The sequence below is a fragment of the Saezia sanguinis genome (genome assembly GCF_003991585.1).
GTDB lineage: Bacteria > Pseudomonadota > Gammaproteobacteria > Burkholderiales > Burkholderiaceae_C > Saezia > Saezia sanguinis.
The window spans coordinates 252,018-264,892 of the sequence record NZ_PQSP01000001.1 but is presented as its reverse complement, the minus strand read 5'-3'; the positions used below and the strand labels follow the sequence as shown (position 1 = coordinate 264,892).

The 12,875-nt window shown below is 44.8% G+C and carries 18 protein-coding genes; 16 read left to right on the top strand and 2 right to left on the bottom strand.

Translation table 11 applies throughout. The features are described 5' to 3' along the window. Positions 1 to 272 precede the first annotated feature (272 nt). The 4 genes from CUZ56_RS01230 to CUZ56_RS01215 all read left to right on the top strand — a co-directional run bounded on the left by CUZ56_RS01230 (position 273) and on the right by CUZ56_RS01215 (position 4,190). Positions 273 to 1,073 carry a PFL_4669 family integrating conjugative element protein gene (locus tag CUZ56_RS01230; RefSeq protein ID WP_126977444.1) on the top strand — a complete coding sequence of 267 codons (801 nt, stop codon included), beginning with the start codon at positions 273 to 275 and terminating at the stop codon, positions 1,071 to 1,073. A gap of 2 nt (positions 1,074 to 1,075) precedes the next feature. Continuing rightward, positions 1,076 to 1,564, top strand: a complete 489-nt coding sequence (locus tag CUZ56_RS01225; RefSeq protein ID WP_126977442.1) for a DUF3158 family protein — start codon at positions 1,076 to 1,078, stop codon at positions 1,562 to 1,564. A gap of 23 nt (positions 1,565 to 1,587) precedes the next feature. Beyond that, the gene (locus tag CUZ56_RS01220; protein WP_126977440.1) at positions 1,588 to 1,995 is read left to right on the top strand and encodes a single-stranded DNA-binding protein; all 408 of its coding nucleotides are present in this window, start codon (positions 1,588 to 1,590) and stop codon (positions 1,993 to 1,995) included. 188 nt (positions 1,996 to 2,183) lie between these two features. Then, positions 2,184 to 4,190, top strand: a complete 2,007-nt coding sequence (locus tag CUZ56_RS01215; protein WP_126977438.1) for a DNA topoisomerase III — start codon at positions 2,184 to 2,186, stop codon at positions 4,188 to 4,190. 404 nt (positions 4,191 to 4,594) lie between these two features. Here the strand turns inward: CUZ56_RS01215 and CUZ56_RS01210 are convergent, their stop codons facing one another. Then, a complete protein-coding gene (locus CUZ56_RS01210) occupies positions 4,595 to 5,380 on the bottom strand; it encodes a hypothetical protein (protein WP_126977436.1) in 786 nt (261 codons plus the stop codon). 12 nt (positions 5,381 to 5,392) lie between these two features. After that, on the bottom strand, positions 5,393 to 5,554 hold the full coding sequence (locus CUZ56_RS15695) for a hypothetical protein (protein WP_162615212.1): 162 nt from the start codon (positions 5,552 to 5,554) through the stop codon (positions 5,393 to 5,395). Between the two features lie 83 nt (positions 5,555 to 5,637). Between CUZ56_RS15695 and CUZ56_RS01205 the strand changes: the two genes are divergently transcribed. The 12 genes from CUZ56_RS01205 to CUZ56_RS01150 all read left to right on the top strand — a co-directional run bounded on the left by CUZ56_RS01205 (position 5,638) and on the right by CUZ56_RS01150 (position 12,809). Beyond that, positions 5,638 to 6,339 (top strand): hypothetical protein, encoded by a 702-nt coding sequence (locus CUZ56_RS01205; RefSeq protein ID WP_126977434.1) that lies wholly within the window; start codon positions 5,638 to 5,640, stop codon positions 6,337 to 6,339. 112 nt (positions 6,340 to 6,451) lie between these two features. Next, complete coding sequence (locus CUZ56_RS01200) at positions 6,452 to 6,742, top strand: hypothetical protein (RefSeq protein WP_126977432.1); 291 nt, start codon at positions 6,452 to 6,454, stop codon at positions 6,740 to 6,742. A 273-nt stretch (positions 6,743 to 7,015) separates the two neighbouring features. After that, a complete protein-coding gene (locus CUZ56_RS01195) occupies positions 7,016 to 7,282 on the top strand; it encodes a hypothetical protein (RefSeq protein ID WP_126977430.1) in 267 nt (88 codons plus the stop codon). Positions 7,283 to 7,369: 87 nt separating this feature from the next. Next, positions 7,370 to 7,702, top strand: a complete 333-nt coding sequence (locus tag CUZ56_RS01190) for a hypothetical protein (RefSeq protein WP_126977428.1) — start codon at positions 7,370 to 7,372, stop codon at positions 7,700 to 7,702. Between the two features lie 97 nt (positions 7,703 to 7,799). Then, positions 7,800 to 8,111, top strand: coding sequence for a hypothetical protein (locus CUZ56_RS01185; protein ID WP_126977426.1), 312 nt, complete (start codon positions 7,800 to 7,802; stop codon positions 8,109 to 8,111). A gap of 380 nt (positions 8,112 to 8,491) precedes the next feature. Continuing rightward, complete coding sequence (locus tag CUZ56_RS01180) at positions 8,492 to 9,133, top strand: DUF3577 domain-containing protein (protein WP_126977424.1); 642 nt, start codon at positions 8,492 to 8,494, stop codon at positions 9,131 to 9,133. A gap of 90 nt (positions 9,134 to 9,223) precedes the next feature. Further along, positions 9,224 to 9,436: a DUF6900 domain-containing protein gene (locus CUZ56_RS01175; protein WP_126977422.1), complete on the top strand. Its 213-nt coding sequence runs from the start codon at positions 9,224 to 9,226 to the stop codon at positions 9,434 to 9,436. Positions 9,437 to 9,508: 72 nt separating this feature from the next. Beyond that, on the top strand, positions 9,509 to 10,276 hold the full coding sequence (locus tag CUZ56_RS01170) for a DNA adenine methylase (RefSeq protein ID WP_126977420.1): 768 nt from the start codon (positions 9,509 to 9,511) through the stop codon (positions 10,274 to 10,276). Positions 10,277 to 10,384: 108 nt separating this feature from the next. Continuing rightward, entirely contained in the window at positions 10,385 to 10,696 is a 312-nt protein-coding gene (locus tag CUZ56_RS01165) for a hypothetical protein (RefSeq protein WP_126977418.1), read from the top strand. A 45-nt stretch (positions 10,697 to 10,741) separates the two neighbouring features. Further along, on the top strand, positions 10,742 to 11,359 hold the full coding sequence (locus CUZ56_RS01160) for a hypothetical protein (RefSeq protein ID WP_126977416.1): 618 nt from the start codon (positions 10,742 to 10,744) through the stop codon (positions 11,357 to 11,359). A 63-nt stretch (positions 11,360 to 11,422) separates the two neighbouring features. Then, positions 11,423 to 12,070 carry a hypothetical protein gene (locus CUZ56_RS01155; protein ID WP_126977414.1) on the top strand — a complete coding sequence of 216 codons (648 nt, stop codon included), beginning with the start codon at positions 11,423 to 11,425 and terminating at the stop codon, positions 12,068 to 12,070. Between the two features lie 52 nt (positions 12,071 to 12,122). After that, positions 12,123 to 12,809 carry a hypothetical protein gene (locus CUZ56_RS01150; RefSeq protein ID WP_204250793.1) on the top strand — a complete coding sequence of 229 codons (687 nt, stop codon included), beginning with the start codon at positions 12,123 to 12,125 and terminating at the stop codon, positions 12,807 to 12,809. Positions 12,810 to 12,875: the final 66 nt, after the last annotated feature.

The window sequence follows — 12,875 nt, the reverse complement described above, 5'->3', positions numbered from 1 at the left end:
TTTAAATGGTACGCCTCAGTATCCTATATGGTGGCCACCATATAGGATACTAAAGGGTACAACCACTTTTAAAAGTGAAAAAACATTGCCTACATGTCGTTCGAAAAGTTCTTTTCAAGAAATAGCCAGGTACAGCCAAAACCAAATAACCCGTTATTTTAGATTTGGAAAAATTTTCGCTGTAAAGCGCAACTACCCAAAATCGCTTTTTTAACGGTTACACCTTTCATTTGCCCCGACCATCTGATCTTGAAAAACATCAGGAATCATCTATGGCAAATGTTGAAAATACTTTACTCAATCTAGGTTCATTACGAAGTCAGATGCGTCTGACACTTCATACCCATCACGCCGCCCGCATGTGGAGAGGCCGTCCACCGAAAGATGGTGTACCGGGCATTATTGGTCTGAACGGTTTTTTAGCCTTCACCAACAAAATGGCTCGCTTTGCATCTCAGGACGATCCATACGCTGACTGGTGGCTTATTCGCGTTGAAGAAAAACTCAGTGATGTCAAAACACGCCTTGCTGAGATCAAGGAGCAGTTAGAGGCAATCTATGTCAACGTCCCTGCGGCAATGTCCCTTGGTGAAAACCTCAACCTGCAACCAGCCAATATCGCCATCTTTGCAAATTCACCGCTTGGGTTTCTGGCGATTTTTCTGTTGGCTGAATTTGACGAGATAACACGCCAACTGGTGCTGGCCCATCATACTGCACTGATTGACCGCAATACACTGGATCGCTATTTGGATCATTGCTCACACCACCTCAGAAGCCTGTTTACCCTGGTCCAGCGTTATCGCGACTCGCAAGTCACCCGCGAAGATTTTGCTGCAGGCAATACTGCAGCGAGCACTGCTATCGAAAAATTCGGGGAAATTCCTGCAGACATCCTTAATGGTACACGCCGTTCTCGCTTTGCCCCACCAATTTATCGCCGGGAAGAAAAAACTCCTGTCGAACCATCACCAGATCATTTACCAGACCAGTCACCTGAACCTGCTGACGCTGATTCGAATGGTGATCTGGATAGGTACGCTCTTGAAGATGACGATCCGGCTGACCAGTAAATATGACTACACAGCACTTCAAACCTTTGGAGCACGCAGTCTTCCAACGCCTGGATCATGCCGCCTTCCTAAAAGGATTCCTTTTTCCTTTTAAGGGTAAAGGACCGTTTGAGGCATGTTCGAACCGGCACGAACAGTTGCGCGACAGCTTGATCAATTTAGCCCGGCATGAACTATTGCCGCAAAGCCGAACCTTTCCGTTGGCGCTGCTGCCAATCCATTTCGGCATGCAATCGACTGGCGCAGGCACATCCTTTTTACGCTGGCGCAATCTGGATCGATCTGCCATGGGGGTGTCTCTTTGGGCCGATGTGATCCAGCATCCTGCCACCCCTGCACATCTGATCGCTGACCTTTATGCAATGGAGCTTCAGCGCATTGCAATCAATATGCAGATCAGTCTGGTTCATTTGATTTCAAAACAGGCCCGTGAATGTGCGCACAAAGCTGAATGGGCCCAAGCGATTTATCAGCAGCGCATCCACTCTTAACTTAAACTATGAGGAAACCAACTATGAGCACTCTTTTTATTGGCGAAGGTAATATCGGCTCCGAGCCGCAGTTTCACGAATTCCCGAATGGCAATGATGAGCCACGCCGGTTGTTGAAACTCAATGTCCGCTTCGACAACCCTGTTCCTGTGAAAGGCAAGGATGAATATCAGGACCGGGGAGGTTTTTGGGCACCTGTGGAAATCTGGAATGCCAATGCCGAGCATTGGGTAGATCTGTATCAAAAAGGCATGCGTGTGATTGTACACGGGCGAATGATTTGTCAGGAATGGGAAAACGCTGAAGGTGAAAAACAAGTCACCTTTAAGGTCGAAGCCCGCAGTATCGGAATACTTCCACATCGTGTGCTGAGTATTGCCATTGAACCCAAAGGAGGAGAAAACTTGCCTGAAGCGCCAGCAGATGAATAGCCCACCATAACCGACAATTCGTTGCCGGTTCTTTCATAAGTGGATGTGGCGACAACACATCCACTTTTTGTTTGTTCATCTCATCTAGGCAGCACTAAATACTGCCCTGAGTGATTTCGATTAGTTTTGCTATTTAATTGAGCACTCTGCCATCCTTGGGTTTTAGCGAACTCGATAAGGAACAGGTAGTGCGTTTATTTTTATGTGAAAAACCCTCACAAGGCAAAGATATTGCAAAGGTCCTTGGTGCAACCCAACGAGGTGAAGGTTTCATTGCCGGTCATGGCGTTACGGTCACCTGGTGTATTGGACACCTGCTTGAAACCGCGCCTCCCGAAGCCTACGATCCGGCATTCAAGAAATGGGCACTGGAACATTTACCTATCCTCCCTGCTGCATGGAAGGTTGAAGTCAAACCTGCTGTTTCCAAACAGTTCAATGTCATCAAAAAATTGCTGCAAAAAACCACAGAGCTGGTAATTGCAACCGACGCTGACCGTGAAGGCGAAATGATTGGCCGGGAAATTGTCGACTTTTGCGGATACCGTGGTCCCATAAAACGTCTATGGTTATCTGCTTTAAATGAATCTTCAATCCGCACAGCGCTTGCCTCACTCAAACCGGGTAATGAAACGCTGCCACTGTACTATTCAGCACTAACCCGCTCCCGGGCTGACTGGATTATTGGTATGAATTTGAGTCGCCTGTTTACATTACTGGGTAAAAATGCTGGTTATCACGGTGTGTTGTCAGTGGGACGGGTACAGACCCCGACTCTAGCACTGGTGGTACGGCGTGACCGTGAGATCAGCAATTTTGTGCCGGTACCATTTTGGACGGTGGATGTTGGTCTGTCAGCCAGTAATCAACGCTTTATCGCACAATGGTTACCCCAGACTGGTTGCACAGACGAAGCTGGCAGATGCATTCAGCAGACTGTTGCACAGGCAGCTGAACATGCCATCAAATCTGCATCACATGCTATTGTGAAGAATGTCCAAACCGAGCGCTTGCGTGAAGGACCACCGCTGCTGTTTGACCTTGGTACGCTGCAAGAAGTTTGTTCGAAACAACTTGGACTGGATGTACAGGAAACGCTCGATATTGCGCAAAGCCTGTATGAAAAACACAAGGCCACTACCTATCCGCGTACCGACTGTGGCTACCTGCCGCAATCAATGCTTGCCGAGGTACCTGCAGTCATGCAGGCCATTGTCAAAACCGACCCCTCTATCCAGACATTGCTGGATAAGCTGGATCTGTCAATCCGCTCCCGCGCATGGAACGATGAGAAAATCACCGCCCACCATGGAATTATTCCGACAATGGAGCCAATCAACCTGTCTGCATTGAACGACAAGGAGCTAACCGTCTACAAGCTGATCCGCTCGCATTATCTGGCACAGTTTTTAGCCAATCATGAATATGACCGCACTGTGGCTGAATTTGACTGTGCAGGACATTCTTTGCGTGCCAGCGGGAAACAGATTGTGGTGATGGGCTGGCGCAGCGTCCTGGTGGATCAGGACAACGAAGATCAGGCTGCGGTTTCTCAGGTCTTACCTGCATTATCTCAAAACATGCAGTGTATAGTCACCGGCACCGAGTTGAAATCACTCAAAACCATGCCACCCAAGCCTTTCACGCAAGGAGAACTGGTCAAGGCAATGAAAGGTGTAGCAAAGTACGTGAGTGATCCGCGTTTGAAGCAAATACTGAAAGAAACTACCGGAATCGGCACAGAAGCCACGCGTGCAGGCATCATCAAGGGTCTGCTGGCCCGAGGTTATTTAGTCGCCAAGGGACGCTCTGTACGAGCCTCAGATGCGGCATTCACACTGATTGATGCGATTCCCCAAGCTATCGCCGACCCCGGCCTGACCGCAGTATGGGAGCAAGCACTTAACAGCATAGAACAAGGCCAGATGACCTCAGAAGCCTTCATTGCCAAACAAAGTGCATGGATTGACCAACTGGTCAAACAATATGCAGCCTCCAGCCTGTCAATCAAATTGCCCGATAGTCCAGCCTGCCCGTTGTGCAAATCCGCGATGCGCAGGAGAAAAGGCAGGAACGGCGATTTTTACTCATGCTCGCAATATCCTAATTGTTCTGGCTCAATGCCCATTGATGGTCAAAAATCAAGCAAGCGTCAAAAGAGTCCGAGTCGTTTCCCAAAAACAGCTGGCTCATAAGATTTTGCCCCCTGTTGGGGACATGCCAGCGCACTTCCACCTTCCGCTTTGGTGCGCGACTGCCTATACCAACATGGCAGCAGGAAGGAGTTTAATTCACTGCTGAAAAGCATTTATTTTTTAGTTGTGCGCCCTTGACGGGTTTCCTGGTGCTTTACTGTCCAGTGAGGTACCCGGAAACCCATCAGGGTTGCAAGTAATCAGGGCCAGTACCCGCTGGCGAAACAATCGGGTTCCATTTGTGAGCGGATGCCCGCCTGCAGTTACAGGCTTAAACCACGATAAAAGCCTGATGAGAGCTGAATGAGGATAGGTTCTACCGACGACCGATTCCATCAAACGGTCCATATGTGGTTAATTATTCAAAGCCGGGTGTACCCGGCTTTTTTTCGTCCTGATAGACGTTACCGTTTTCCATCTGTTTGGTGTATCCTATATTTTCTCAATGGAGGTTGTATCAATTCATCTTGAAGGTGCTTTTGCTTTTTTTCTTTTGCAACTATTTCGTCTGCCATTGGAGGATACAAAATCCATGGATTGGAATCCATCAGTTGCCACGCAAAACACAGTACATACCAGCATCCTATATAAAACAGGAGGACAACCCCACCACCCCACCAACCAACCATTTGACCAAAATGATAAAGAATGGATTGGTCCGAATAATTAATAAATGGGATACCGATATCTGCTGCAACTAAAATCGCTGTTGCAACAGTAAGCCATGCTATTTGAGAACCTTTATGCGCAAGAAGCTCACTATTGCGTTCATGATCCTTACAACTATCAAGTAAAACCTTATCCCCCGAACGCGTTGCAAACTCCAGCACATCACTGTAGAGTGCCTCACCGGATCGTCTTTCACCACGATGAAATCCATAAATATGATTCCAAAATAATTTTTCACAGACACGCCTAAAAACAAATTCGATACTGGGTATAAGAATCGAAACAAAAAGTCCTAATACAGAAAACCACGCGATAGCATAACCAGGATTTTGCGTAAAAAATAGTTTAGTCTCCTCCCACCCCATCAACCCCACTCGGTTATGCAGCATCAGCACGATATCTACATACAAAACAATAATAAAAACTCTCAATGACCAAGTGATATCCCACAGCTTTTCTATAAGACCAAATACCCCCGTGAATTTGCTGATGTTAGTTTGACTGCTTTCGTCATTATTCATTGTCACCTCCTCTTATACCAAAATAGCTCCATATTTTATCAATGCATCAAGGAGCAATTCTGCTTTTATAGCCTGCATACCAACAACATTCCTAAAAATACAACCATGCTCTGCTGGTTGTTGACCAGCGACATCCCAGGCAGCCAAGACCTTTAAGGCTGCGGTCCGAGACATTTGGGCTGCTCATTTTTTATCAACCACTGCAAAAGCACCAATCCGCAAGGGCTGGTGAGTCAGTACGCATTTTAGGAGCCAATATGGCAAATTATTACATCACAGGACATGGTGTTATTGTTCTAAATAAAGTTACGCCGGTTATCAATGCACTCTTCAAAACATACAGGATCGGCCCTTTTGATGAGTCGGAAAGTGCTGCTTGCATCACATTTATTTCCGATGAACATCTGCCGGATTGGGATGAGGTTTTGGCAGGTTTAAAAGCGTTAGCTGAGGATCGTCATGTGGATATGTCACAAAACACTGATAACTCAACTAGCGGCTTTCTGGCATCTCTTGCCAGGCATTTTAATAAAACCAACGACGACCCAGGTGTGCAAAAACTTAAAACCTATTCGTTCACCGGTACACCAGAACTCGATATTTTATTCAGGCTTGCTTCACTTTTTGATGACGGCCACAGCATTGAAAGTATCCAATACCATGAATACTGGTTCAGCGACAAAGTTCGAGCTGGTGAATTCAATGGCATGGGTAAATTCATCAGCCACGAACTCACCTGTGAATTTGACACACAACAGGTGGTAGATCTTGGTACATGCCTGCACACAGCCGTATGTCAAAACAAACCGGAAAGCGCAGCACAGGAACTCTTTAACGAAATCCAGGGCATTTTGCGCGGCATTCACAACTCGGAAAATCGCATGCTTATTCAAAAGAGTCTGGCAGACCTTTTACAAGCTGATGAAAAAAGCAACTGCAATAAAAGCCATCAAACATAAGTTTGTGGTGCACTTTTGCACTCCACTTGACAAGTGTTTGGCTGCTTACTAAGCCATGGCTCCTTTTCGGGAGCCATTTTTCACAATATTTAACACTAACAGGAGAATTTAAATGATCAATATCAATGATATTAAATCCATCGCTAAATATACCCGCCACACCTCGGAATTTGAGCAAGATGGTAAATCTTACCTTCTCAACAAATCCTTGACTATGGCCATCAATTTGACAGCAGGCACTTTTTTTGAAGCGCTCCCAGGCTCCTTTGCCGAAGTTTTAAAAATTGATTACAACACTGAGAAAAAACAGCTTTCTGTTTCTTATCTTGATCAAGGAAAAATCAGGCAAAAGATACTTGCTTACCAGGAGGATGTATGGATCGCCTGGATAGATGAGGTGTAATACAAACATATCACCAAGCCCTTCTTTTGAAGGGCTTTTTCTGTTCCTGAAAACTGCACCGCTGCATTTTGCTTATTGCTCCAAATCCATACTCAATTACATGAAGATGAAACCAGTTGTGCTGACCGTGGTCGGCAACACTCCCAGGCAGTCGAGATCATCAGGGCTGCGATCAGCAACAGGCTGATTGATCATTTTCTATCAAACAATTTTTTAACCCTTTGGGGCAAAGCCCCGATGGGTGCTGCGCTCCATTAATTTTTAGGAGATTTCATGGATTCAATTGAAATGAACGTAGACGTTTATATAGACGTTGGCGAATTTTTTAATAAACTTGATGATGAACCGCTCATTGAGGAAATCAGAAACCGGGGCTATCAGGTTATTGCTGATAGCCCAAAACCCGATGATCCGGAATATATTCAAACAGCAGCAGAATGCATATTGCCTATTGTTGACCTTTTCAAGACCGAAGAAAACCGACCCGAAGGTATCAAACTGGTCAAAGCCATTTTGACACGAGTTATGGCTTTTCTTTAAATCATCAAAAATTCATTAATCCGGCTGGATGGCTCTAATCCTACCGGATATGAGCGATCTGCCATATCAAAGAAAGATACTGCGACTATGAATAATAGCTCACCCATCTTATTAATCGAAACTCAGTTGAGCGAAGAAACCGGGGAACACATGAAAATTGTTCTCCCTGCCAATGTCGGTCTTGATTTGCGAAATATCAAAAACGACATCCTGCTTGACGAGATGCGCAAACGTGGTTACTTCCTCAGTGTTTATGACCCTGAGGACATCAATCACACGAAGTTTATCAAAGAAACGATCATTCGCGTCTTTGAAGTCTTAACGCTTTTTGAAGCTCGTGACATCAGCAAGGCTTCTGAAAAACTTGGGGTGCTTGTTGATGATGTTTTGAACCGCTTTTTGCATAGAAACGCTGCATAGGCTTGTGCAAGGTTTATCCACTTTTGATATTTGATAAACCTATTACTGCCCCTGCAATATCAGGGGCATTTTGTACACCATTTTCTCAAAGGAAAACATGATGAATAAACAATCAAGAATTGATCCTCGCGGTATCATTGTTTGTACATACCCCGGTATTCAGCCTAGCCAGGCGCATGCTATTGCGACCTATGATGAATTTTTAGCCGTGTGTTCCTACGACGAGCGTGACGTATCTCTGGCATCCAACATCAAAGGGATGTTCGAAGAACAGGGAAAACACTTCGCCGTGATCACCAAAGAAGAATATCAAAAAATCAACTGGTGGGATGAGCGTGTGCTTATGGCCGCTCATCAGTTGGGTTGGCTGCATCCCGTCATTGATGATCCTGATAAAACTCACCAGTAAAGCTGAATGATATTTTTACTCCTGTTGCAATCTAACCTCCCGGCCACACCGGGAGGTTTTTTTTATGGAAATCTGCTCTTGTCCATATCGTTTTCTAAGTGGATAAGTCAAAGTTTTTAAATAACAATGAAAAACATGTAACGCCGCTGAGTCGGCAACATGCCCAGGCAGCCAGGATCATTAGGGCTGCGATACAGATGTTTATCTGCATTGATCCATCTAGTCCGTTCTCAGCATCCGACACGCGGACGATCATCTGAAATGATGAAGGATGTCATTTTTACTTATGCGGTCACATGACCTTTTTTAACCCTTGCGGGAGATAATCTTCTCCCATTTGGGTGAAGTATCTCCGCTATTAATCATTGGAGATATATATTATGAACAGAAGAAGCAATTCAAACTCATCCGAGCAGCCTAAAAAGCGAAACCATTGGGTCACCGCAGGTATTGCTGCTATGGCTTATCTGCAGGATTTTAAAGAAATCACCAAAGGTGATAGCACCTTTATGGTGTGTGACCTCAAGGTTCTTGAAAACACCAGTAAAGGCCGCTTTTATCATCGTTTCAGTTGTTACGTCATTGGCGAAGAGGCACAAAATCTACTTTGGAATCTTGAGCAAGACTTGGACGAGAAACGTGAAATCCTTATGGGTGTTTTGATGCGTGGTATGACGCCAAGCATTTTTGAGCACCAAAAAGGTGATCGCACAGGCGAGTACGATGTCAGCTTCCAGTCCAATTTGATGTATATCGACTGGATTCGTGTTGATAAGGAAGAAATCTATAAGGTTCGTCCTGAAGACCGTGAAGATGATCAGCGCCTGTCTATTCCTCAGTACAGTGACAACAGGAGAAATGATAACGATTCCGGCCATGGTCGTGGTGACGATCAGCACTACGAAGAAGAGCCTCGGGAACCTCGTCAGGGACAAGCATCCCGTCGTTCATCTGGAACGCAGGTTTCACGCTCCTCTTCCAGAAACAGCCGTGGTAGTTCATCGAATCGCCGTCGCAACTGAAAATGATTGATTGCACAATCCATCATTTTTTGTAATCTCCGGGATTGGTTCTGATTTTCAGGGCCAATCCCGCTTTTTAAAGGATCAACTATGAGTCAATCATCAAAACAAAGCAGCGTTAGCGCTGATCAGGATAAAACGATTTTGCAAATTGCAAAAAAATATTTTCGTGTTGAAACACTGGAGTCGCGTGGTCTTGATGGGCTGGATTTTTATGAGGTCCCCGTTTGGAGCATTCAAAGTGCGCTGACGGATGCTTATAACGCCGGTCAGGATTCCGTCAGAAAAAAGCGTCAGAAGTAGGATCGCTTTTTTTATATCAGTTGAGGAAGTAATCATGGAAAGTAACTTCTTTATTATCGGAGAAGTTCAAACATGACCAAACCCATTGTTCCGTGGATCGGCGGCAAACGCCGTTTATCCAACATCTTGCTCCAGCGGATACCACAACATCGATGCTATGTCGAGGTATTCGCCGGAGGAGCTGCAATTTATATGCTCAAGGAGCCGTCAAAGACGGAAGTTATCAATGACATCAACGGTGAGTTGATCAATCTGTATCGGGTTGTGCAACGCCACCTTGAGGAATTCGTTAAATCGTTTCGGTGGATGCTCAGCAGTCGCCAGTTGTTTCATTGGCTTCAAGACGCCAATGTCGAATCGCTCACTGATATTGAACGGGCGGTGCGTTTTTATTATCTGCAAAAGCATGCCTTCGGAGCCAAGGTGTCCAGCCAGAATTTTGGGACTGCAACGACTGATCGGGCACCGATTAATCTGTTGCGCATTGAAGAGTCCCTGAGTTTAGCGCACTTGCGTTTGCAGGGAACCTATATCGAGCATCTGGACTGGAAAACCTGCATCAAGAAGTATGACCGTCCTCATACGTTTTTCTATCTCGATCCACCTTATTGGCAGGTAGAAGGATACGGGGTTGCTTTTCCGTGGGACGAGTATGTCGCTTTGAAAGAAATAATGCAAACCATCCAGGGTAAATGCATCCTGAGCATCAATCATCATCCAGAAATTTGTGACCTGTTTTCAGCGTTCAGAAGCGAATGCGTCCAGATCGACTACACAGTCGGCGGGTCACAGGTAGGCCAGGTCAAAAAAGCCAAAGAACTGATTATCTATAACTGGTAATTCTTTTTTACCGGCGTACTGATCATATTGCGTTATCGCGCAATGTTGATGGGTACGCTTTTTCAACTGGATCAAAAGATTCAATTTTTTATTAGAAAGGAAAACATCATGTCTATTATCGTTGCCCCTTACCCGCTTGATGAGAATGTATATCCTCGTGGGGTAAGTATTTTTGAAGATGAATCACATTTCATTAAACATGTTCAGTCGTTAAAGAAAGAATACAAACTGGACATGCCAGCAAGTTCATTATATGAAGCTGTTTTTATATACAACAAAGTTTATGGCTACTCTCATTGTCTGGTGTCTAAAAGCGACTATCAGTCGAGTAGACAGTGGTCAACAGACTTCATTGAAGCAGCACGCAGCCTTGGCTGGTACCACGCTGACCTTGACTGGATATATAAACCAGATGATTAATGGTTCATTGATTTAATCCTCTTTTGTACTTAAAAGCCGTTTCACTTGAAATCGGCTTTTTTTCTATCCGTAAGCCAGCACACCTCATCATTGGAGCATGTTCAGCTGACGTCGTCAGCAACTGCCCAGGCAATCGACATCTTTAAGGTTGCGGTCTGGTTCACCCAGGCTGATGCATTTTTTCAATTAATTCACAACCCGGCAGGGATATCTCCCTGCCAGGGAAATATCCCCGCCATTTATATATGGAGAACGATTCCCATGAATTGGATTTTATTTGCAACCAGTACGGCTGAAGTTGTGCATGAACTGCTACAGCCCAAAAAGACAGCGAATGTTGATATCTGTGTTCTTGATTTCACGCCCGTTGTTGGTGGTCTATTTTGGTCAATCAATCAGGTAACAGCCAGAAATGATTCTCCCTTGTGGCACCTTGCTGCAGGCGAATCAAAAAAGATCATTGTCGGCAATCTGATTGAGCATGTTGATGCTCATTGGGGATATCAACAGATCGAAGAAGCGTTTCATCCTTCTTACTATTCGTGCCCTTTGTCATATCTGGACAAAGTTCCAACTGCATCTCATGAGTGGCGAAACAAAGTCCGGTTGTTTCACGCACAACATTGTGAAACACCAAAAACTTTGTGTTCATTTGCCATGTAAATCAAAGAGATTTTATTCATTCACTGGTCGCTTTTGCGACCCTATTTTCATTATCAGGAGATTATGATGTCTTTAAATATTGATTTTTTTCATACTTTTCAAAACCCAGCTACAGCTGGAAAGTTTATTCGTCCTGAAAAGCTAACCGTTTGTAACATTGGTGCTACCAAATATCAAAATGGTGATATATCGCTTCATTTTAAAAGTGATGATGCACTCACACTTGCTCATGAAAAAACCGGATGGTTGCCTATCGAAAACGGAACAGGTAATCATTGGCACGGGTTTATATATCTCTCATTCATATATCATCAAAAGCTGCACAAATTGATTGCTCTGATTGATTCGTTCAAAAGACAAATCGTGAACAGTCCTGTATTTTGTCTATCCCATCAAAATGCAGGGCAGAAATTACGCATGCGGCTGTTTACAGACTGCACAAATCAGAAATGTTGTGAAAACTCCAGCGTTATCACAATTGAAAACATCTTTGCGCTGAAATTCCATCTTGGTTCTTACTATCTGGAATTTGACGATATCAAGGCATTTCAAAAATGCCAACAGCAAACGGGCTGGGAAACTGACATTGAAAAACATTTCAGGGTATACCTTCCTGAAACCCGTACCTGGAGTACGAAACAATGCCAGATCAGCGTATTTCGTGATGATGTAGAGGTTTTATACAACAATTTTGAGCTCATTTCTCAGTGAAATAGCCCATAACTTTTTTATTCCCCGCAGGGTAAACACCCTGATGGGATGTTTGCCCCGTATTTCTTTAATAAGGAGCAAACACATTATGTCACTTTATATGAACATCTTCCATGGCCGAACCTGGGATCAGGATCAAAAACAGTCTTATCTCAAAGGCGATGGCTGGGGCTCACAAGGCCCACGTTTAAAAGATATCCTTTCAGTGCGTTATCAGCGCGACAATCTGCATTTGTTTTACGTTTCACCCGAACAGCTTGTTCAGGCCAGTTGTGAAACCGGCTGGGCAATTATCAGCATGCCGCCTTTTGGCACATCTGATAACTGTTTGCAGACACATTTTCTTGACAGCAGGGATGATCTGCTGGGTTGCTATAACCGTGAGTTAAACCAGATGGTCTATTATGGCGACTTCAATATTGAACACCAGGAGCATCGCCTCCTGAAAATGAGTCTTAAAATGGACGATCTCTATGGCAAGGGTTTTCCTGGGCATATACGAGAGCTGACACTGGAGAAAATTACTGATCTGCATTTTACCTACGGCACGTACACTGTCTGGTTTGACAATGAAACTGCCTGCCATAAAGCCAGGGTACTGACCGGGTGGCGGAGCGGAACCGATGATGTCAGTCTTGTACTGCCAGTAAGCCCAATTCGCAATACAGTACTGGTTCAATCACAATGCTATGATGGAGAGTCATTGTTATACGAATCCTTCGAACTGTCATCCACCTAATCACCCTCCCCCGGCTTATGCCGGGGTTTTTCTTTGCGGGAAGTTATCCACATTTTTTGTGCATAA